Here is a 21100-nt window from a genome sequence, read left to right on the forward strand (position 1 = left end):
TAACCTGAAGGTCACAGGTTCAAATCCTGTCCCCGCAACCAAAACCCCACGAGACAATACACGCCGCCCTCACAGGCTGTGGGCGAGTTTGTGGGCTGGGCAGTTGCAAACCTATCTGCCTCACCGTCATGGTGGATGGGGCCGCCTTCTCCTACCCGGCCGGAGAAGCGGAGCTCCGGATTAAGTCCGGGGTGACGAGAGAAGGCGTGTTAAGTCGGTCGGCAAATGCACTAAGTCAGTAACATGCCCAGGAAGCCCGCCGTTCACTAGCGCTCAAATGGTCGGCGTTGAACATGCCGATGGGTCATGGTGTCACTTGGTTCGCTTTACGAGTCGGCGTCACTAGGCAGTATGCCTGGAAACGATGGAACACCGTCGCGGGCGCAGCCAAGCTTCGCTGTAACAGTTAATAATATTGGCGAAGGTATGGTTGATACGTGTTGCTGCCGCCGTGACAGCATGACTTAACGTTGGGATGGGGCTACGGCGTCGCCAACTTCGCGGAGCGCTTGATTGCACCCTTTCGTACCCATCCTCTCACGCGATTGCCTGTTGACATAGCTAAGTTGCATCCCAATCGATTGCACGCCCTACTTCTCCGACAATAAAGGCACATAGATCCCGCGAGGCTCCACTCCTTCATTCATACCTTGTGCGCATGAGATGTAGGTTGTTTGACGATTAGAGCTCGGATCAACCGCGTCATGCTACACATGTTAGCGGACCCGCGAGTTCAGTGTAAAACCGTGCAGCGCTGCGCACAGCGTGAACAGACCCTCATGGACTGGACGCCGCTTCCTCACATACATCACCTTCGGACATCGTCAGGATACGCTTTTACGCGCACCGACGTAATCGCTGGTTCGCGCTGCTCGAGCATGGCACACACGCCGCGTCGCAGAACAAGGGGTTACAAATGCGCGCTGATGCCCGTCTGATCGCCCTTCTCCTTGCCACTACCGCTACGGCGCAGACACCCGACAGCTCTTATCACCGCGCGCCCGATGCGATCGCCAAGGCGCTCGAGACGGCGCCGACGTCCGCGGTCGCAGTCAGTCCCGACCATGAGACGCTCGCGATCCTTGGCCGCGAGAACCTGCCGACGATCGCCAATCTGTCGAAGCCGATCCTGCGCCTCGCGGGCTACCGGATCGATCCCACGACCAACGGCCAAGCCGAGGTTCGCGTGCAGTGGCTCAATGCGTTGAGCTTCAAGGATCTGGCGACCGGCCGCACTGTCGAGGCTAAGCTACCCGCCGGCATGCGCTTCGCCGCGCCCGACTGGTCCCCCGATGGCACTCGCCTCGCCTTTTACGCGCAGGAGCCGAACGGGCTGGCGCTGTGGATCGCCGAGCGTGACGGCAGCGCGCACAAGGTGGTCGGGGACCTCAACGGCGCGTTCGGTACGCCATTCGCCTGGATGCCCGACAGCAGGGCGCTGATCGCCTACATCGTTCCCGCCGGGCGCGGCGCGGCGCCCGTCGCCGCGACTACGCCGACCGGCCCCGTCGTTCAGGAGAGCGCAGGCCGCACCTCGGCAGCGCGCACCTATGAAGACCTGCTAAGCGACGCGCACGACGAAGCTTTGTTCGACCATTATTTCACCGGTCAGCTCGTCCGCGTCGACCTTGCGGGCACCACGACGCCGATCGGCGCCCCCGGCCTGATCACCGACTTTAACATCTCGCCCGACGGCCGCTACCTGCTGACCGAGAGATTGAAGCGTCCTTATTCCTATCTTCTCCCCGCGCCATTCTTTGCGACGGAGATCGCCGTTTCGACCATCGACGGCCGTTCGATCCGGACGCTGGTCGATCGCCCGCTCGCCGACGACCTGCCGGTCGACTTCGACGCTACCGTGAAGGGCCCGCGTGAGGCGACGTGGCGGTCGGACGCGCCGGCGACGTTGGTCTGGGCCGAGGCACTCGATGGCGGCAACCCGCGCGCCAAGGTGGCCTTCCACGACAAGGTGATGATGCAGGCCGCGCCCTTTGATGCTACCCCGATCGAGCTAGCGCAGACTCCTGCGCGCTACGCGACGACGATGTGGGGCGATGATGATTTCGCCATGATCGTCGACCGCGAGTGGCGGACGCGCACGGAGCACCGGCAGGCGGTATCGCCCGCGCGGCCCGGCCAGGCTCGCATGCTGCTCACGCGCAACTATCAGGATCAGTACGGCGATCCGGGCCGCCCGATCCTGGAGGAGAACACCGCCGGCAAGCCGGTCATGCGCTTCACCCCAAGGCATGACGGCGTCTATGTCAGCGGTGAGGGGGCGACCAAGGCGGGCGCCTTTCCCTTATTGGCGACCATGCCGGTCGCGGGCGGCGCATCAACGCGGCTGTGGACTGCGAAGGCGCCTTATTACGAGACGGTCGTCGCGATGCTCGACGATCAGGGCAAGCGTATCCTGACCCGGCGCGAGAGTGCCAAGGTTGCCCCCAACTTCATCGTCCGCACCGTCAAGAACGGTGCAGCGAAGGCGGTCACCGCCTTCCCCGATCCAGCGCCGATCTTCGCGGGCGTTACCCAGCAGACGATCACCTACACGCGCGCCGACGGCGTACCGCTGTCGGGGACGCTGTACCTGCCCGCCGGCTACGACGCGAAGCGTGATGGTCCGTTGCCGACGCTGCTCTGGGCTTATCCGGCCGAGTATACCGATGCGAAAGTTGCCGGGCAAACCGTCGACCAAGGCAATCGCTTCGTCCGCCCGCGCGGGATCAGCCATTTGTTCCTGCTGACGCAAGGATATGCGATCCTCGACAACCCGGCGATGCCGATCATCGGTGAAGGAAACGCCGAGGCGAACGACACCTACGTCAAGCAGTTGCGCGAAAACGCTGAAGCCGCCGTCGACGCCGTCGCGAAGCTCGGCGTCGGTGACCGAAACCGGATGGCAGTCGGCGGCCACAGCTACGGCGCATTCATGACTGCCAACCTTCTCGCGCACACCGACCTGTTCCGCGCCGGGATCGCGCGCTCGGGCGCGTACAACCGCACGCTGACGCCCTTCGGCTTTCAGGCCGAGCAGCGCACCTATTGGCAGGCGATACCCACCTACACGGAGATGTCGCCCTTCACCTATGCCGACCGGATCAAGGAGCCGATCCTGCTGATCCACGGCGGGGCCGACGACAACAGTGGCACCTTCCCGATCCAGTCGGAGCGGATGTACGCGGCGCTGAAGGGTAACGGTGCAACCGTGCGCTACGTTGTCCTTCCCAACGAACCCCATGGTTACCGCGCGATCGAGTCGACCGAGGAGACGCTGTGGCAAATGACCGATTGGCTGAACCGCTACGTCAAACCGAAGAAGCCGGTATCGAAGTAGGGAGCGGGACGCCGATCAGACCAGAGGCTGGCCGCTCACTCCGACTGCTCTGGTTCTCGGCTTGGTCAGGTCACTCAGGCCAACATGAACTCCCTCTCAGCGACTGAGCCGATTATTCGCCACGTGCGGATCGGCCGAGGCACATGTCGCGGCGGTTGAACGGTTCTGCGAAGATGGCTGCGCTTCTCCGAAACTAGAGGCGCAAACTAAGCCAACCCGCCAGGAAATCGGAGCTACGGTATCCGGCTCTGGTCAGCGCCGACTTCGCCTGAAGGTGTTCGTAGCGCCCGGTGAACGACAAGCGCGGGCTGATCGACCAGACGATCTGCGCGCGTGCCGTATCCGCGATGCGGCGACCGTCGAAATCCTGCGTGCCGGCGAATGCCTGCCCGTTGGCGCGATAGACCGCGTCGTTGACGCTGTCGCGCCAGGACAATTGGTATTCCAGCGCCACACGTACCTTTGACAGCGGTTGGAAGCTGACGTTCGGCGCGAGTGCGATCAAATTGGTCGGCGTCGCGTAGAGCTGATAGCTGTAATAAACGTTGTTGCCGAACGGGGCGAGCGAGTTGCGCAGCGTGCCGCGACCGTAAGCACCGCCGCCGCTCGCGTAATCGACGTGGAAACCGACGCGGGGCGCCTGGCGATCCTTGCCGAGGCGGTAGCTTTGCGCGAGCAGCAGCAACCAGGCCGAGATGTCGCGATTGTCGTAGCTGCCGCCCTGATGATTGATCGTCCAGTCGAGATTGACCGGCCCCGCGTCGCCCCAGACGTGCAGACCGTAGAAATGGCGCACCTCACGCGCGGGCGCGCCGCCCCATACCGCGGCGCGGTTGCGCAGCCGCCACAGGAACGGATCGACGTAAAGCTTCGACCCGCCGAACAGGTCGGTTGGCAGCACGAAGCCGGTCGACACACCCGAGAAGCGTCGCCCGTCATCGTTCAGGTCGTCGCCGGTGCCGCCATTGCCGAGCCGGGTCGGCGTGAAGTCGAACACGTCGACCCGCGCCTTGGCGACGCGGCCCCAGGCGCGCACGCCGTTGAACGTGAAGAAGATCGTGTTGTTGTCGCGCGGTACCACCAGCAGATTGGGCCCATCGGCGAAGGTCTGGCGACCGACGCGCACACCCAGATCGGCCGTGCCGAGCGTGGTGGTGAGATCGGCAAAGGATTGCTGCACCACCAGGCGATTGCGCAGGAAGCCCGATGGCGCGCCGATGTTCGGACCCGAGATGCCACCATGCGCGATCTCGCCGAACAGCCGGATATGCTTGCCTAGGTGCAGGTCGGCACCCGCGACGAGCCGGTCGATGTCCTGGCGTTGCGCCTCGCGCTCGCGCAGGTCGGGGTTGGTGGTCAGGTTGACGCGCGCGCGTGCCTCGCCCGACAGCGTCAGGTACATGTCGTCGCTGCCGAGCGGAATGTATTTGAGCCGATCGAACAAGTCGCGGCGCTTGGCGGGATCGCGCAGGCGGGTCCAATCCTCGACCCAGCGTGATTGGTTGTAGCCGCCGGCGGTGACGCCGTCGCCGACCGCTTCGATCGGATAGGCTTCGGAGAGCGGCGCGGCGAGGCTCTGGCGCGCGCGTTCGTTCTGGATCGTGGCGAGGGGCGTTGCACCACCCGCACTTTGGGCCAGGGCAGGAAGCGCCGTGAGCAGGGCGAACGAAGAGGTGGCGGCGGCGAGGCCGCGCGAACGGATCAACATCGGGCGAAATCCTTACTGGCGCAGCGGACGCGCGTCGTGTCGCGCGTCCGCTGCGCGGCGCTTACTCGGCGGCGACGGCGTCGGCGGGCAGCTGGTCGATGCGCGCAAGCGGCCGGCCGGCGAGTGCCGCGCTGAGCTGCTCCGCGTCGAGCTTCCCTTCCCAGCGCGACACCACCACGGTGGCGACCGCGTTGCCGATGAAGTTGGTCAGGCTGCGGCACTCTGACATGAAGCGGTCGACGCCAAGGATCAGCGCCATGCCTGCGACCGGCACCGACGGCACGATCGACAGCGTGGCGGCCAGCGTGATGAACCCCGCACCCGTCACCCCCGCCGCGCCCTTCGACGACAGCATCGCGACGCCGAGCAGCAGCAACTGCTGCCCGATCGTCAGGTCGACGTTGCACGCCTGTGCGATGAACAGCGCGGCTAGCGTCATGTAGATGTTGGTGCCGTCGAGGTTGAACGAGTAACCCGTCGGCACGACCAGCCCGACGATCGACTTCGGACAGCCCGCGCGCTCCATCTTCTCGATCAGCGAGGGCAATGCGCTCTCCGACGACGAGGTGCCGAGCACCAGCAACAGTTCCGCCTTCAGATACGCGATCAGGCGGAAGATCGAGAAGCCGGCCATGCGGCTGACCAGCCCGAGCACGACGATCACGAACAGCAAGCTGGTGAGGTAAAAGGTGCCGACCAACGTCGCCAGATTGACCAGCGCACCGACGCCGTACTTGCCGATGGTGAACGCCATCGCGCCGAACGCGCCGATCGGCGCCGCGCGCATCAGGATCGCGACCACCTTGAACACCGCGAGCGAGACGTCCTCCAGTGCCGCCAGCAGCCGGTTACCGCGATCGCCGATCAGTGCCAGACCGATGCCGAACAGGATGGCGACGAACAACACCTGAAGGATGTTGCCCTCGGTCAGCGCGCCCAGGAACGTGTCAGGGATGATGCCGGTCAGAAATCCGGTGATCGTCGTTTCATGCGCCTTGCTGGCATAATCGCTGATCTTGCTCGCATCGAGCGTCGCCGGATCAATGTTGAGTCCCGCACCCGGACGAACGACGTTCGCTACGATCATGCCGATGACGAGCGCGAAGGTGGAGAAGAACAGGAAATAGGCGAACGCCTTGCCCGCGACGCGCCCGACAGAGCCGAGGTCGCGCATCCCCGCTATACCTGTCACGATGGTGAGAAAGATGACCGGCGCGATGATCATCTTCACCAGCTTGATGAAGGCATCGCCGATCGGCTTCATCGCCTCGCCGACCTGTGGGTAGAAGTGCCCGAGCAGCACGCCCAGCGTGATCGCGATCAGCACCTGTACATAGAGCTGAGCATACCACGGCTTCGGCGCGGGTGGGACCGCCTGAGCGGGATGGGTGGCTTGGATCATGCGCTCGAACCTCTCCTTTCCGCCACTTGCGGGCGGGTCTGATGGTGCGATGGTGAAGGATCTTCGGTGCGGACACCCACTCTTTTTGCATGATCACCAATATTCGCGATTAAACAACGACTTAGGTCGGTTTCATCCATGCTTGCGGACCATCCCCGTGCAACTTCTTGCATCCTGGACATGACCAAAATGCAAGAAGTTGCACATTGCCTCGGCCATCGTACAAAGACTGCATGAGCCGCCATCTCGCATCCTCTGCCCGCTGGCTCGTCGCCATCGCGGCAGCGCTGATGGTCGTGCTCAGCGCCGCGCATGTCGCGCGTGGTCGAGCGCGCGAGGCGCTGGCGGAGAGCGTGTTGACCGACGCACGGCTGCGCGCGTCGCTGCTCGATAGCGAGGTCGCACGCTTTCGCCTCCTCCCACTGGCGCTTGGCGACGACCGCGATGTTGCGGCCACCCTCGCTGATCAGCCCGGCGCGTTACTGGCGCTCAACCGCAAGCTGGAGACATTGGCGCGGACCACCGGCGCGTCCGTCATCTACCTGATCGACCGGTCAGGGCGTGCGGTAGCGGCAAGCAACTGGCGCCTTTCGTCGAGCTTCGTGGGCAATGACTTCCGGTTTCGCCGCTACGTGCGCGATGCCCGAAGGTTCGGTTCGGCGGCACAATTCGCGCTTGGCACGGTCAGTCGTCGTCCGGGCCTTTACCTGGCGCGGCAAACGAACGCCGATGGCATTGTCGTAGTGAAGTTGGAGTTCGATCGCGTCGAAGCCGACTGGGCACGCGCGGGCGGCGACACCTTCGTACGCGATCCGAGCGGCATCGTGCTCGTCAGCAGCCGTCCGGCGTGGCGGTTCGCGACAACGAACGCGCTGTCACCGCGACGGCTCGCCGCGGTGAGCGCCGAGGCAAGCCTGCCTGCCGGTACGTTGCGCGTGCTGCCATCATCACGGAACGACGTGGCGGCTACCGTGCCTACCTCGCATCCCGGTTGGTCGTTGACCCTGCGCCGCGCGGCGGGGCCGGTCCAGCGCGCGGCATCGCGCACGGCGGCGATCGGCACCGCACTCGGCATCATCGCATTGGCGGCGCTGCTATGGGGCCTTCGCCAGCGCATCAGCCTGACCCGCCGTCGCACCGCCGAGCTCGAGGAAGCGGTAGCGGCCCGCACCGCCGCGCTTACCCGCGAGATGGAGGAACGCGCCGCGAGCGAGGTACGCGCCGCCGACCTGCGCGAGGGTCTGCGTCAGGCCAACCGCCTAGCGACCTTGGGCCAGGTGACGGCGAGCGTGGCGCATGAGACCGCCCAACCCGTAGCGGCGATCCGCACCTACGCACAGACCAGCGCCGCGCTGCTCGACCGTGGCGACACAGCGACCGTGCGCGAGAACCTCGGGACGATAGCCCGGTTGTCAGATCGGATCGGCGCGGTGACGCAGGAGTTGCGTGGCTTCGCCCGGCGACAACCGGGGACGCTGCGCTCGATCCCGCTGGCGGAGATGGTCGACGGCGCGCTGCTGATCCTGAAGGAGCAGTTACGCGGCGTGGCGCTGGTGCGTGACCCGATCGATGCGGGTTTGATGGTGGTGGGAGGACGGGTGCGGTTGGAACAGGTGCTGGTGAACGTGCTCCAGAACGCGACCGATGCGCTCGCCGACACGCCTGAGCCGCGTATCGCATTGACGCTGGCACGGGACGAGCGCCGCATCGTGCTGGCCGTTACGGACAACGGCCCCGGCATCGCCGAGGACGTCGCCGCGCGATTGTTCACGCCGTTCGTGACCAGCCGCAAGGAAGGGTTGGGGCTCGGCCTCGTCATCGCACACGACATCATGGTCGAATTAGGCGGCACGCTGCGCCACGTAGCATCGCCGCTCGGCGCCCGGTTCGAGATCGAGATGGTGGCGGCGTGAGCGCGGTCGCGGACAGCGCCGCGCCGCTCGTGGCCTTGGTCGACGACGACGACGATCTGCGCAGGGCGACCGCACAATTGCTGACGCTCGCCGGATATGACGTGCGTGGCTTCGCCGATGCGGCGACCGCGCTCGCCGCCATCGACATGGATTTCGCCGGCGTGGTCGTCACCGACGTGCGGATGCCCGGCATGTCGGGCATCGAGCTGTTCCGAGCCCTTGCCGCGCGCGATGACGAACTGCCGGTCGTGTTGATGACCGGGCATGGCGACATCGACATGGCGGTGTCGACGATCAAGGCAGGCGCGTGGGATTTCCTCACCAAGCCGTTCGACCCCGACGCCATGCTGGTCGCGGTGGCGCGAGCAACGACGGCGCGCGCATTGGTGATCGAGAACCGGCAATTACGCGCGCTGGCCGAGGCTTCCGGCTCGGATGAGCTGGTCGGTCGCAGCCCGGCGATCCGTCGAATACGCGGGATGTTGTCCACCCTGGCCAGTGCCGACCTCGACGTGGTGATCGAAGGAGCGACCGGAACCGGTAAGCAGATGGTTGCACGGTTGATTCACCGCGGCGGTCGACGCGGGCGGCACCGCTTTATCACGGTCGATTGCGCGTCGCTGCCGTTGGCTGCTGAGAATGCGCTCTTCGATGCCTATGGCACGATTGCTCAGGCGCATCGCGGAACGCTGTTCCTCGACAATCTGGATCGTGCCGAGGAGCGGGTGCAGCACCGGCTGACGCAATTCGCCGAGCGGCGCGCGGTGGCACTCGACGCGCGCGAGCCGGTGCCGATCGATACGAGGATCGTCGCAGCGATCGACGAGGATGGGCGCGCCCGCGTCCTGCCGGCCTTGTTTCACCGATTGGCAGCGGTGTCGTTGCGCCTGCCGCCTCTGTCGGAGCGGGCCGAGGACATTCCGCTCCTCGCCATGCACTTCCTGGCGGCACGGGTGAACGGTGTGAAGAACCCGACGAGAGCAGCAGCCGATGTCGCGCAACTGGCTGCTCGGCATAGCTGGCCTGGCAATGTGCGCGAGTTGGAGTTGACGGTGGAACGTATCGTCCTCGGCTTCGACGATGCAGCTAGCGATGCCGTTGATATGCCACTCCCGGAACGCGTACGTTCGTTCGAGCGCACGCTGATCGTTGAAGCAATGACGCGGGCGGGTGGCGAGGTGACCGTTGCAGTGGAACTGCTCGGGATCCCTCGGGAAACCTTTTACTACCGGGCGAAACGATTGGGCATTGACCTGAAGCGACTACGAAGTGGGTGAGTCTAGTCAGCGCCACCGCTCGCCAAATCGCGCTCGACAAACGCATCGCTCGCGGTCGGACGCCGCGTTTGATGTCACAACATGCGGGCCAGGCGTGTTGACGGCGGGATGGGGCTCGTGGCATTAGCTGCCCTGCCTGCTGTAAACCGGAATAGAAAACCGGGGCCACAGAGAGGGCCTTTTCAGCGGTCAGTCGTTGAAATGCGGGTGTAGCTCAATGGTAGAGCAGAAGCTTCCCAAGCTTACGACGAGGGTTCGATTCCCTTCACCCGCTCCATAACAAACAGCCGTTCCTCCAAAGCCGATTTGCCGCTGGCAAGATCGATGATTGCGGCTAGCCGTCCTTCGACCTCCAGCAGCACGCCGCGCCCGTCCGGATTGGGCGTGAGGACGATGCGGTCAATCAGTTCGCGCAGTGCCGGGATCGCCTCCAGTCGGGCCTCGGGATCGGTTAGCGCCTCGTTCAGGCGTTCGACCTGCGCGCGATAGTCGGCGCCGACCGTTGGGTGCAGCGCGACGACCGGCAGCGCCTCGAGCTCGGCAAGGGCGCGTTCGGCGGCGTCCTGCTCCGCCCGAGCCTCGGCGAGAGCCTCGCGGATGTCGGCGAACTCCTGACCGCCGGCGGCGATGGCGGCGACCAGCCGCTTCACCTGAGTCTGCGCGACCGTAAGGCGTCTCTGAAGACGCGCTTTGTCCCGACGACTATCGGCGGAGCGGCGGGCATATTCGGCGTGATACTCCCGGACGAAGACCTCGACGAGCGCGGGTTCGAGCATCCGCTGCCGCAACGCAGCCAGTACCCGACGCTCGTAATGCTCGGTTGTGATCTGTCGGTTGTTCGTGCAACTGCCGTCCGACTTGTACTTGGTGCAGCCCCACCGCTCGGTCCCAATAACGATCCAGCCTTCGTAGCACAGCCCGCAGACGCCGAGACCCGACAGCATCCGACGCGGACGAACGGTCCGGTGCAGCTTGACGCCGTGATAGGACCGCCGCCGCGCCTGCGCCGCCTTCCAGGATTCTTCGTCGACGATGCGAAGGTGAGGGACCGACTGGACGACCCGGTCCTCGACGAGGTTGACGCGGATGCGAACTGCGCGGGAGACCGGCTCGGGCACCTTGCTGGTGCGATTATGGACTAGCCGGCCGATATAGAGTTCGTTGCGTAGAATGCCGTTGCCGCGCCGGCCATCGCCGTTGATTGTAGAGGCCCGCCAGTGCGATCCGCGGGGCCCTTTGATGCCGTCCGCGTTGAGCTTGGCGGCGATCGTTCGTGCGGCCAGACCGCGGGCGAACTCGCGAAAGATACGGCGGACGACCTCGGCCTGTTCCTCGTCGATCTCGCGCAGGCCTCGAATCGGGCGGCCACGGGCATCCATCTGGTTGGCGGTCCGATACCCATAGGCGAGGCCGGCCGGCGAGCGACCGCTGGATACTGAGCCACGCTGGCCGCGCTTGATCTTGGCGCCGAGCTCCTTGCGGAACTGCGAGTCCATCAGGCTTTTGAAGGTGCCGTTGATCTCGGTGACGACCCCGTCCGACAGGGTGAACAGCCGGGTATCGTGATATTCGAGCTGCTCTCGGATTCGATGGCTGTCGCCCTGGTGTCGCGAGAGCCGGTCGGTGGATTCAGCGAGCACCTGATCAATGTCGCCCTGCCTGACGCGTGCCAGCATGGCGGCGACGCCCGGTCGCTGTTCCTCGGTGATCCCGGCGGCGCCGCTGATCGCATAGTCGGTGAAGATCTCTACGACGGTCCAGCCTTCGCGATCAGCTCGCTCCCGACAAATGGAGATCTGGTCATCAATCGAGCGACTGTTCTGCAACTGGCTGGAGAAGCGGGCATAGATGATCGTCCTCATTCCGGCCGGCTCCGGCCGATCGCCCGCAGGTCGCGCGCCGCCGCGAGGCGCGCCCAAGCCCGGACGAAGGTCTCGAGCGCGCGGTCCGGCAGGTCCGCCGGATCTCGTCCACGCGGTGGGCGCGGGCGGTGGTATCCGACATCCCCATCGCCAGGCGATCTGGCGCGAGCGTCGCGAGGTCACAATCGCATAGATCGTTGTGGTCCAATTTTTCCTCCTGGGTAGGCTTCCGCCCCACCCAGGTTCCCGTTCCCTTTTCTTGCGCTTGTGTCGCGCCGGTCTATTCGGCGGCTTCGTCCAGTGGCTCGTCGTTTTGGGCGGCAAGGTTGACGATGCGGATCTTACCCCTTCCGTTAGCGATCAGCCCGTCCTTGCTCATGTCCGCCAGCTCCTTGGCCAGCGTTCCAGGTGTCTTTCCACGCTTGCCGTCGATCTCGTCGGAGATTGCGGCTAGGACTGGGGACGAGGTTTTTGCCTCGTTAAACTTGGCACGGATCGCGTCCCGTTCGATGACGGTGCCCGGTTTGCCGCCGTCGAACGACGCCAGCAGGCCACGGACGGCGCGGCGGAGCTCGGGCGTATGCAGGGTGACCTTGCCCCGTGAGGGCGCGGGTCTGGCACTGAAGATGGCGGGGAAGTCTGACGTGATGTCATCATAGGCCCCGTGCTTGTCCCGAAGCAGCGCGCGAGGGCGCAGATCGGCGCCCAGCGAATTCGCCTTAGCCACCTCGATGACAACGACGTCACGGTCGGTCAGGCTAGGATTAGCGACACGAACGGCCTCTAAGTCCTCGGAGGGGCCGGCAAGCCGCACCTCGATGACGGTGCGGGGTGTGGTCGACCACATGGCTGAGCCGCGCAGCCGCTCGATCGCGGCGTCGTCTGCCCTTTTTGCCGCATCTTTCGGGGTGTGGCCGATCACGGCCCAGAACGCTCTCTGCCGTCGTGAGAGGCGGTTTAGGTAGAAGAGGAAGTTCGTAGTCGCCTCAGAATTAGCGAGCTCGAACCCTGCCATCGAGACGGCGGAGTCGAGGATGATTCCTACGATCCGGTCCTCGGGACGTCCATTGTCTTCGGCGCGGGCGTTCCAATCGTCTAGGAAGGATTCGACGCCTTTGAGGACCAAGCTCGGCTGCCATTCGCCCGCTTCCCGTTTGAATAGGCAGGGGTTTGGCTCCGTGAACTCAGCCGTGTCCATGCTGAGGAAGGCCATGACATGTATGCGTCGGCACAGAGCTGCGACGTCCACGTCGGAGCCGCCTGTCTTGGCAGTCATGCGGCGGGCGATCATGCCGATGCGCTGAAGCACGTGCTCGCGCAGATCCTCAGCGGTAAGGACTAGGATTTGGCCCCGAACGTTGATGTCCGCGTCTAACCATTGGCTTGGCGCTTTGTCGCCTGTGGCGGCGATGTGCGCCGCAAGCCAAAGGAGCAACTGCGTCTTGCCGGTTGATCCCGCCCCGAACCAAATCGTGGCCCCGGTGGCAGGCATTAGGCCCTGAATGGCATAGTCCATCGTCTGTCGACCCGATGCCGCTTCGGTAGCCCGATAGTGTCCTTGGCGGGCTCGGACAGTCCAACTTTCTCCGGTCATATCGACGGTTCCCCTTAGGACCGCCGAGATACCGCCGGGTCGTTAATGCCAAGCTTACGCGCTAAGCGACCGAGGCGCCCGCCTTTCGTGTCAAGTCCGCACGACTGTTAACCTGATGGTAGCGGTTCAGCAGTATAATAGCGTGGGGGTTAGGGGGTGGAGGCGATGAGCAGTTGGGCTGCACAGCGACTACGCCCCCTAGCCCCCCGCTAGATACGAAGCCTCGTCTTCGTGTCATCACCACGTCGTTCGGCGACCCGCTGGACGTTCGATCGCGATAAGCGCGCGGGTGCTTGCACGATTTCGTACGCGGCCCAGCACCTATGAGGGGCAAGGATGGGATCTTCAAAGGAGTAGCTATCCTTTGGAGGAAAAGATGAGACTGAACGCAAAGCAGGTTGACGCAGACCGCCGCCAAGCCCGTGCGTATGCCGACGACGCGCTTAGAGAGGCTGTTTGCCGCTGGATCGTCGACAACAAGGCCAGCCGCGCCCGAACCGCACGCGCGTTCGGTATCTCCGTTGAGCGCGTTGGTAACTTTCAGTTCCAGACGCTGATGAAGAAGCAGACGGCGAGATACTGGGCCGAGATGCGGGGCGAGCCGATCATCCAGGTGCCAAGTCGCTGAGGCTTGCTGCCCGTGCGACGCTGTCCAAAACTTGGAGCTTTTGCACCAGGACTTCGAACAGCGCCGGCTTGGGTGCAGAAGGTAGGAAGAAGGCAATTGAGCTAGGTTTGGAAGTGCTGGGGTACCTTTCACCCCAGGATGAAAAAGAATGAGTGATATTGCCTACTACCGCGTGTCGACCGGAGGCCAGACGATTGCGGCGCAACGCGGCGCACTGGCCGGGCCGATGGGCCGCCCCTTCGACAAGGAGTTCGAAGACCAGGGCGTCAGCGGCTCGGTCCTGGCCCGGAGCCGGCCGGGCTTCTGTGCGATGCTCGATTATGTCCGTGAGGGCGACAGGCTGCACGTGTCCGCCATCGATCGGCTGGGCCGTGATGCCCTGGATATCCAGGTGACGGTCCGCGCGCTCATGGATAAGGGCGTCGAGGTCGTGGTGTGCGGGCTCGGTTCGATCACGTCGGGCGCGGGGCTCCTGATCCTCGCGGTGCTGGCGCAGATTGCGGAGATGGAGCGCGAGGCCATCCGCGCCCGTACCCGGGCCGGGCTGGACGTCGCGAAACAGTCGCTCGCTGCCACCGGTCGTACGCACCGGGGCAAGACCAGCCTGGGGCGGCCGCTCAAGGCGGACCCCGCCAGCGTCGCCGCCTGGCGCGTGGCCAACGCGGCGAGCCTGTCCGCCACCGCGAGCCATTTCGGCATCAGCGCGGCGACCGTGAAGCGCTATCTAGCGCCCACGGTCACGTCCCCGCCAGTCGGTGATGACGGTGGCGAAATCGTCGCTCGGCATGTCGCTACGGCTGACGGCGAGATCGCCGGCGCGGCTGACCACGTCATCGCTGACACCGGCGCCAATGGATTCCACCACGACGTATCGGTTGGTCCCGGATCCGTGTCGCAGACGATCGACGTCGGCGAGCAGGTCCTCCAGGCGCCTGTACCCACGCCACGCAGTGACGAGGGTGGCGAGCCGTTCGTCGGCGAGGTCGACCTCCCACTCTTTCCCGACCTTCCGGAGTGGAGACCGGGCGGCGCTCATCAGGGCAGCGCGCAGGTCGGCCAGCATGCGGTTCCGCTCGACGACGCTGTGGTTAAGCCACGGCGACGCATGACGCCGCCGCATCGCATGGGCGACGGCAGGCTCGTCGGCGAAGGCGATGGCGGCAAACCGCCAGTCGGGAGCGTGGGTAGCGTCGATGACGAGCCCATGCTCCCCTTCGACGACCCGCAGGGCGGGTTCGGAGAACAGCGCGGCGGCTAGCGCTGCCACGGCCTCGTCGCGCTGGGACAGCACCGCATCCTTCGCCGGTTCCGGCATCGGATGCGGCTGCGCCGGCGCGATCGGCGGACGCGATTGGATTGGCGGGCTCCGGCCCAGCAGCCCTCCGACCCAATCGCGCCATCCACGACCAGTTTCCGATGTACCGACGGTGATGACTCGCTCGACGGATCGCTTCTCGGCGAGGACGCGCCGATAGACGGGATGCTCGCCATAGGCGCGAACATGTTTCAGCGTTCGCGCTGCACTCGCGTCACCACCTGCGGCGGCGCGTTGCAGGCTGTCGAGGCCCACCGATGCCACGTCCGTTGCTGCGGCGATCATCCGTTTTGCCTGGAGGTCGGCGAAAGCGGCGAGACGCCTCTGACCATTTCTGCCAGTGCGGGTGTGGTCAGGGCGGTGAATTCGGCCCGAGTTACGCCGGGTACCCTATACTCGGTCACGGGCCCCTCCGGCGGCAGGACCGGAATGTCGTCTTTCATGATCCTGTCGAACAGGGCATCGAGCGTCGACCGCGCGTCTAGGCGGGCGGGCTTGGAAGCGCGCCGAGGCTCCGGGCGGTCTATCAGCGCAGTCGCCGCTGACGTGATCTCGTCGATCGCCGCCTGTGCCTTCGCGACGGCGGTTCGATGCTCGGTCAGGACCGGGGCATGGTCGCGCTCGATCGCAGTGATGCCGGCGAGAAATGCCTCTGCCTCGTCTGCGCGCGCGACGATCGCTCCTTTCGCTCGCTGCTCCGCCCGGTCCGCCGTCCCGCCCTCGATAGCCTCCAGCATCCGGTGGCATACGGCGATCGTTTTGTCCGGCCGAGCCCGCGCCATGGCGAGCGTGACGTCATACTCGGCGCATTCGGCATCGTGCTGTTGCAGGACCACGCTGGCCGCATCGAATCGGGCGATCAGGTCGCGGATGGAGGCCGTCCGAGCCTGATCGATGACCGATCCTTCCGCGCCGAGGCGCTCCGCCTCTAGCAGCCGACGCCGAAGGTCCGCCCGTGCTTTCGCCCGCTCCTCGGCTGCGGTCCACGCCTCGCGCAGCAACGCGGACCAGAGTATCTCGGCGTTCTCGATGCCGCGGCTGGTCAACACGCCGACTGCGTCGAGTGGAGCCGCGCGGGTGCCAAGCGGCTTCTGCGCCTGGCGCTCGCAACCCAGCGAGCGGAGATCGCCCGGATGGAGCTGGCGGGTAACGCCCAACCGGTCGAGTTCTTCGTTGCACTGCTCGGCGAAGAAGCGGCGCATGTCGGCGATCGAAGCGGTGCCATAGGCGCGATAATTTCCCCCATCGCTGTCTCGCGACCATTCCGCGATCTTCTTCTGCGCGTACGGATAACGCACCCGTTCATGCTGGCCTTCAACCGGCTCGGTGATCTCGAAGTCCCATCGGTCCCCCATCCTCTTGGCCGGTCGGTCATGACAGGCGACGTGCAGATGATGATTGCGGCGGTCATTATGATGATCGGGCGCATGGATCGCCGCGACGTACATCACGCCGATCTCTTCCAGTTCTGCGCACATTGCTTCGGTCACCGCCCGCCGACCAGCGGCATCGAGGCCATCCGGAAACTCTGCCGTCAGCCGATATTGCGACCGTCCACCGCGCGCCTCCGAGAGCCGAACCGGCACCTTGCCCTTCGTGCTCCCAAGAATGCTGGCGAGCGTCTTCGCCAGCTTGCGTGCGGCAACACGGTCGATCGCCAGGTCATTGAGCGGGATCGCGCGAGTCCTGCGCTTGCCTCTGTCAGTCGCGAATTTCGCTGCCACGTCACGCACGGCACAGGGAACGTCCTGTGCATCTGCCAGTACACGCCACGCCGCACGTGACGCCCTCTCGGGCACCAGCGTCAGTCGGTCCGCGCCTGGTGTGCGTTCATGGCGATGCACGGCACGCCAATAGGCTTGCCGCTCCTGGGGATCCTGCGAGATGTTCGTGAAGATTGCGCGCTCGCCATCGGTCGCCTCGGTGGCGGATGGCCGCACCGCATAGCGATCGAAGCCGGCTGGAGAGGTCGTAACCTCCACCGCTTCCGGTCGGTCGATATAGGCATCATGCGCCGCCGGCGCCCCGACCGTCAGGCGTTTGCTTCCTCCCGGCGTCGCGATGCGGCACCCGCCGTCGCTCGTCTTGCTGATCGCTTGGAATTCAAAATGGAAGGTGACCTTGCCTCCAGCGGAGACGAAGCGTTTATGAAAAGCACCGGGCACCGCGAGGTTGGGGGAGCGCGACCAGCGATTGCCACAGGCCTTTCGGTCCTTGACTTGGTCACGAACATCCTTGCGGACGCGCACCGCGCGACCGAGCGCTTCTTCCTCTTCGATCGCAAGCGCGCGTCGCAGCCGTGCGGAACAATAACCGATGGGGCCGAGGGGACGCTGGATCGACATGGCCGGGCTCCTGTTGCCGGGATCATGGTACAGGACGCGAATCACGGGGTGAATCACCCCCGCTTATTTTCCCCAAGAGGGCTCAGCCGCCGACGGGCCGCGCCTCAGCGCGCCCTTGAGGATGCCGACCCCGGCGTCCCGGAATCCCCTCGCCGCATGGCGGTGCACGCAAATGTGAAGGATTCACGTTTGCGGAATTGCGCCTCATAAATCTAACTGCATGGGTTGGCGCTGAAATCGCCGTGATGACACGGACCGTTGAGCGCCTTACGCTGGCGAAATGGTGGGACTGGAATGCCGCGACGAGCATAATGACGCGATCGTTACGGACTACTTCGCGATGCTCGCCGACGATGAGGCGGGCCGTGCCTACAGCAAGGCCGAGCATAACCGTCTGCTGCAACAACGGATTGCACACTCGCGCGGATCGATCGAGTGGAAGCATCAGAACATCAGCGCAGTGTTGAAGGGGCTCGGCGAGAGTTGGATCCCAGGTTACAAGCCCGCCTTCAACTTCCAGGCGTCGCTGGTTGATGCGGTGGCACGGTGGCTCGCAATGCACCCGGCGTGGATGTCACCGGAGAACCGGCAGCCGATCAGCGATTCGGCGGTCGTTGGAAAGTCACCGTTGCTGTGGGTCGGGCCGCCACCTACTCACAGCAACATGCCGCCGCCTGACGAAATGGACCAGATGCAGGCGATCGCCCGCAAGTTCGACGTCGCCGAACGCGATGCGCGCAATCGAGCGCTCGGCCGCGCTGGCGAAGAACGGATCGTCGCCCATGAGCGCGCTACGCTGGCAGCGGCTGGCCGCGACGATCTTGCAGACCGGGTCCGCTGGGTATCCGACCGCGATGGAGACGGTGCAGGCTATGACGTCGCTAGCTTCGAGGCGGATGGTCGCGCGCGGCTGATCGAGGTGAAGACGACGAACGGATGGGAACGGACGCCCTTTCACATTTCGCGCCGCGAACTCGACGTGGCCGATGCCGCTCGCGATGAATGGTGCCTCGTGCGCCTGTGGAACTTTGCGCGTGCGCCGAAGGCGTTCGAACTTCGTCCGCCTTTACAGGCGCACGTGTCGTTGATGCCCACATCGTTTCAAGCACAGCTGCACTGATGCGCGCGCGCAACGCGCTGGTCCGACGGCGGTGGCCTGGTTAGGACGGTCGGTGGAGACGATCTGCTTGACCAACATGACGCTGTTCACTGCTGGAAGCTTGTTCACCAGCGACTATCTTGCTCACGGCATCACCGACACTGCCGATTATGCCATAGTTGATACCGTGGCACCGGGCGCGCGGCTGACCGCGATCCTTAATGCCTTACCGGCGGCTACCCAGCCCAACGAAATGCAGACCGAGGACGACCTGATCTGGCCGGTGCTCGCCGCGCTTGGCTGGACGGATTTCCTGCGTCAGCAGAACTTGACCGTGTCGGGCCGCGACGACGTGCCCGATGGTCTTTTGTTCAGCACCATTCGTGCAGGACGACCTGCTTGTCGACCGCCACGCCATCACGAACGAGGTTAGCGAGCCGGCGGGCTGCGCAATCGACGCCGCTCGCCAGCGCCTTGGGCTTGCTCGCAACCTGGACGATCTCGCCGGGCAAGATCCTGAAGTGACCGCGCACTTCGTCCCTTGGCATGATTACAGCCCGTGCCTGGCCGGGGATCAGCGACAGCCGGCAGTCGCTCTGGATGAAGCAGAACAAGTCGCGCGGCAGAACGATGTTGATCCCGGTCATCACCGGCATGCCGTCTGCATCGATCGCGAATGGGAGATGGACGATGTCGATGCCAGTCTCCGCCCCCATCTCAGCGAGCTTGAGGCGACCGGCCGCATCGAGCGGCTCGCCCGCGATGATCGACAGGGTCGGCTTCATCATCTTGTCCCCGAGCAAGAGCTTGGCAACGCCGGCGAGGTGCGCGCGGATGTGAGCGATCTGGGTGCTGTTCATGTGAAGTGCCTTCCTTTTCATCCCAACCCTGGGGATCACCCGTTCCTCCTCAATCCTTCCCATCTGTCTGGTTCAGTGCCCGATGCGCCACCAGCGAACCGTCGGTGCGGCCATGCCATCGATGCTGACGCGAATATCGCGCAGCCGTGACTCCACCGCTCAGCAGGTTCGCCGGTACCGCTCCGTTTAACGCTGCGAGTGGCAGGCTGAACGCTGCGCGCGTCGCATCTCCGTCATGGCGAAAGCGCAATTCCAGCCTCACCAGGATGTTCGCAAAGAGCGGCAGGCAGGCGGCCTGATCCGCCTCGAGGGTAGACGTCGGCCGCTCGTCGGCGATCATGGAGTGGGCGTCACTGTTCGCGATGCCGAGCGCGCAACCCGCAAGATCGGGGTCGAGTGCGTAGGTGAACATGATCCGCCCGCACAGGTCGAGCAGAAAGGCGATCTCGTGATCGGTTGGCATCATCGCCGATGCCTGCGGCCGACCAGCCGGCCGGCTATCTGGTCTGCGGCAGTTCCGTGCTCACGCAAATCAACGACTTGGACCCGGCATCGTTGACCGTTCAGCGGGGGAAAGCCGATCATGCCCTCCTTGGAAGCGGGACCACTCGCGCCGCGCATCATCTATCCTCTCCCACCGCCGCGAATGCGGCGATTGCGCGGGTGAAGCCGTCGCGTCGCTCCGTTTCAGCCCGCCAGGGAACGGTGTCCACGCGCAGGTGCCGGGGGACGAGCTTGTAGGCGCTCTGTGAGCCTGCTGGCGCAACAGGCGCGGGCACGAGCCACATCGCGCCGTCCTCGGCAAGCCAGGGCACCAGGGGCTGGTGCCATGTGACCCGGCCTGACCGCCACAGGCCCAGAGCGATCTCTGGCTGCTCGCGTCGTGATCCTTCCGTTCCGATGATGAGCCCGTCGCTGCGGGTTTCCAACAGTGAGCCGTGCATGGCGGCAGATGCTGGCGACAGTGCCTCATCGGTCGCCGCGACGAGCAGTGCGATCGTTTTCTCCTGCAAAAAGCCGGCGAGCGGGAGGTCATACGCAGCGCAGTCGGCAAGCTGCCATGCCGCGTAGCGTACGAGGATTTCTGCGGCACGCGAGGCCGCTGCCTGGCCCATCAAGGGCCAGGGCTGGTTGTCATTCATGGTACTTTCCTTAAGAAAAGGAGGGGGCATGATCCCGGCGCCGATGTTCACGTACGCCCGACGCGAAAGGTCAGCCTGCCGGCCAAGCGGCGTGGAACTCGAGAAATGCATTGCGAATGAGCGCATGCGCCTTGTCGCCGGCAAGTTGTGGTACCCACTCGGCAAGTCCAAGCCCCGTCACCCGACGCGGACCTGCAATCAGTGCATGGACATGCGGTGTATTGGCGCTCCCGGCGCGATGCGGCGCATGCTGGATCAGCAGCGTGGCCACCTCGAACGTGTCGACGATGTGGCGCTTGACGAAGTGACGGGTTACCTCCCACGCAACGTGCAGTCGCTCAGTTTCAAAAGTGAAAGTCGCGTAGGCTAGCAGCGCTTTGCCACCTGAGGGCAACTCAGCATCGATCATCTCCATCAGCGTTCGCGCGTCGCTCATGCGATCGTCGGCCTGAGCGGGCAGCAGCACTTCCGCCCGTGCTGCAGTGAGGGTCCACGGCGGTGTTCCCGTAGGTGCGCCAACCGTCATCTTGGCCGCAGCGAACTGTGGATCGGCGTGGAAAAAGGACCCCGGTAGCGGGGTGATCGGCGTCGAAAAGGGACCCCTCATCCCGGTGGTCT

The 21100-nt window shown here is 64.8% G+C and carries 16 protein-coding genes and 1 tRNA gene; 8 read left to right on the forward strand and 9 right to left on the reverse strand.

Annotated elements, in window-relative coordinates; translation table 11 throughout:
- Positions 1-916 precede the first annotated feature (916 nt).
- Positions 917-3337, forward strand: a complete 2421-nt coding sequence (locus tag HRV97_RS16845) for a S9 family peptidase (protein WP_174195290.1) — start codon at positions 917-919, stop codon at positions 3335-3337.
- A gap of 193 nt (positions 3338-3530) precedes the next feature.
- Here the strand turns inward: HRV97_RS16845 and HRV97_RS16850 are convergent, their stop codons facing one another.
- Both HRV97_RS16850 and HRV97_RS16855 read right to left on the reverse strand, forming a co-directional pair.
- The gene (locus HRV97_RS16850) at positions 3531-5045 is read right to left on the reverse strand and encodes an alginate export family protein (protein ID WP_174195291.1); all 1515 of its coding nucleotides are present in this window, start codon (positions 5043-5045) and stop codon (positions 3531-3533) included.
- Positions 5046-5106: 61 nt separating this feature from the next.
- Entirely contained in the window at positions 5107-6447 is a 1341-nt protein-coding gene (locus HRV97_RS16855) for a dicarboxylate/amino acid:cation symporter (RefSeq protein WP_174195292.1), read from the reverse strand.
- Positions 6448-6680: 233 nt separating this feature from the next.
- Between HRV97_RS16855 and HRV97_RS16860 the strand changes: the two genes are divergently transcribed.
- The 3 genes from HRV97_RS16860 (at position 6681) to HRV97_RS16870 (ending at position 9914) form a co-directional block, all read left to right on the forward strand.
- A complete protein-coding gene (locus tag HRV97_RS16860) occupies positions 6681-8360 on the forward strand; it encodes a sensor histidine kinase (protein WP_174195293.1) in 1680 nt (559 codons plus the stop codon).
- 29 nt (positions 8361-8389) lie between these two features.
- Positions 8390-9637: a sigma-54-dependent transcriptional regulator gene (locus HRV97_RS16865; protein ID WP_343044543.1), complete on the forward strand. Its 1248-nt coding sequence runs from the start codon at positions 8390-8392 to the stop codon at positions 9635-9637.
- A 203-nt stretch (positions 9638-9840) separates the two neighbouring features.
- Positions 9841-9914: transfer RNA gene (locus HRV97_RS16870), tRNA-Gly, on the forward strand.
- Here the strand turns inward: HRV97_RS16870 and HRV97_RS16875 are convergent.
- On the reverse strand, positions 9880-11499 hold the full coding sequence (locus tag HRV97_RS16875; RefSeq protein ID WP_174195295.1) for a recombinase family protein: 1620 nt from the start codon (positions 11497-11499) through the stop codon (positions 9880-9882). The two genes, HRV97_RS16870 and HRV97_RS16875, sit on opposite strands and share 35 nt — an antisense overlap.
- 280 nt (positions 11500-11779) lie before the next feature.
- Positions 11780-13015 carry an AAA family ATPase gene (locus HRV97_RS16880; protein ID WP_174195296.1) on the reverse strand — a complete coding sequence of 412 codons (1236 nt, stop codon included), beginning with the start codon at positions 13013-13015 and terminating at the stop codon, positions 11780-11782.
- Between the two features lie 454 nt (positions 13016-13469).
- Between HRV97_RS16880 and HRV97_RS16885 the strand changes: the two genes are divergently transcribed.
- Positions 13470-13721: a hypothetical protein gene (locus HRV97_RS16885; protein WP_223176927.1), complete on the forward strand. Its 252-nt coding sequence runs from the start codon at positions 13470-13472 to the stop codon at positions 13719-13721.
- Positions 13722-13869: 148 nt separating this feature from the next.
- Positions 13870-14979 (forward strand): recombinase family protein, encoded by a 1110-nt coding sequence (locus HRV97_RS16890; protein WP_174195298.1) that lies wholly within the window; start codon positions 13870-13872, stop codon positions 14977-14979.
- Between the two features lie 338 nt (positions 14980-15317).
- On the opposite strand, the gene HRV97_RS16895 is transcribed toward HRV97_RS16890, so the two are convergent.
- Complete coding sequence (locus HRV97_RS16895) at positions 15318-17381, reverse strand: MobA/MobL family protein (RefSeq protein ID WP_174195299.1); 2064 nt, start codon at positions 17379-17381, stop codon at positions 15318-15320.
- 340 nt (positions 17382-17721) lie between these two features.
- On the opposite strand from HRV97_RS16895, the gene HRV97_RS16900 reads away from it, so the two are divergent.
- Positions 17722-18501 (forward strand): protein NO VEIN domain-containing protein, encoded by a 780-nt coding sequence (locus HRV97_RS16900; protein ID WP_246248839.1) that lies wholly within the window; start codon positions 17722-17724, stop codon positions 18499-18501.
- A 67-nt stretch (positions 18502-18568) separates the two neighbouring features.
- Entirely contained in the window at positions 18569-18913 is a 345-nt protein-coding gene (locus HRV97_RS16905) for a hypothetical protein (protein WP_174195301.1), read from the forward strand.
- On the opposite strand, the gene HRV97_RS16910 is transcribed toward HRV97_RS16905, so the two are convergent.
- The 4 genes from HRV97_RS16910 to HRV97_RS16925 all read right to left on the reverse strand — a co-directional run.
- Positions 18852-19340 carry a hypothetical protein gene (locus HRV97_RS16910; RefSeq protein ID WP_174195302.1) on the reverse strand — a complete coding sequence of 163 codons (489 nt, stop codon included), beginning with the start codon at positions 19338-19340 and terminating at the stop codon, positions 18852-18854. The two genes, HRV97_RS16905 and HRV97_RS16910, sit on opposite strands and share 62 nt — an antisense overlap.
- Before the next feature lie 49 nt (positions 19341-19389).
- Positions 19390-19806 (reverse strand): hypothetical protein, encoded by a 417-nt coding sequence (locus tag HRV97_RS16915; protein WP_174195303.1) that lies wholly within the window; start codon positions 19804-19806, stop codon positions 19390-19392.
- A gap of 154 nt (positions 19807-19960) precedes the next feature.
- Positions 19961-20482: a hypothetical protein gene (locus HRV97_RS16920; RefSeq protein ID WP_174195304.1), complete on the reverse strand. Its 522-nt coding sequence runs from the start codon at positions 20480-20482 to the stop codon at positions 19961-19963.
- 70 nt (positions 20483-20552) lie between these two features.
- The coding region (locus HRV97_RS16925) for a hypothetical protein (RefSeq protein ID WP_223176928.1) at positions 20553-21100 on the reverse strand (548 nt) is incomplete at its 5' end.

The organism is Sphingomonas hominis, from assembly GCF_013328205.1.
GTDB classification, from domain to species: domain Bacteria; phylum Pseudomonadota; class Alphaproteobacteria; order Sphingomonadales; family Sphingomonadaceae; genus Sphingomonas; species Sphingomonas hominis.

Excerpts from the sequence above, each read along its gene's own strand:
- HRV97_RS16845 (WP_174195290.1), top strand. The coding sequence starts at position 917 with ATGCGCGCTGATGCCCGTCTGATCGCCCTTCTCCTTGCCACTACCGCT.
- HRV97_RS16890 (WP_174195298.1), top strand. The coding sequence starts at position 13,870 with ATGAGTGATATTGCCTACTACCGCGTGTCGACCGGAGGCCAGACGATT.
- HRV97_RS16850 (WP_174195291.1), bottom strand. The coding sequence starts at position 5,045 with ATGTTGATCCGTTCGCGCGGCCTCGCCGCCGCCACCTCTTCGTTCGCC.
- HRV97_RS16915 (WP_174195303.1), bottom strand. The coding sequence starts at position 19,806 with ATGATGCCAACCGATCACGAGATCGCCTTTCTGCTCGACCTGTGCGGG.
- HRV97_RS16880 (WP_174195296.1), bottom strand. The coding sequence starts at position 13,015 with ATGGACTATGCCATTCAGGGCCTAATGCCTGCCACCGGGGCCACGATT.
- HRV97_RS16885 (WP_223176927.1), top strand. The coding sequence starts at position 13,470 with ATGAGACTGAACGCAAAGCAGGTTGACGCAGACCGCCGCCAAGCCCGT.
- HRV97_RS16920 (WP_174195304.1), bottom strand. The coding sequence starts at position 20,482 with ATGAATGACAACCAGCCCTGGCCCTTGATGGGCCAGGCAGCGGCCTCG.
- HRV97_RS16875 (WP_174195295.1), bottom strand. The coding sequence starts at position 11,499 with ATGAGGACGATCATCTATGCCCGCTTCTCCAGCCAGTTGCAGAACAGT.
- HRV97_RS16900 (WP_246248839.1), top strand. The coding sequence starts at position 17,722 with ATGCTCGCCGACGATGAGGCGGGCCGTGCCTACAGCAAGGCCGAGCAT.
- HRV97_RS16855 (WP_174195292.1), bottom strand. The coding sequence starts at position 6,447 with ATGATCCAAGCCACCCATCCCGCTCAGGCGGTCCCACCCGCGCCGAAG.
- HRV97_RS16895 (WP_174195299.1), bottom strand. The coding sequence starts at position 17,381 with ATGTCGATCCAGCGTCCCCTCGGCCCCATCGGTTATTGTTCCGCACGG.
- HRV97_RS16860 (WP_174195293.1), top strand. The coding sequence starts at position 6,681 with ATGAGCCGCCATCTCGCATCCTCTGCCCGCTGGCTCGTCGCCATCGCG.
- HRV97_RS16910 (WP_174195302.1), bottom strand. The coding sequence starts at position 19,340 with ATGAACAGCACCCAGATCGCTCACATCCGCGCGCACCTCGCCGGCGTT.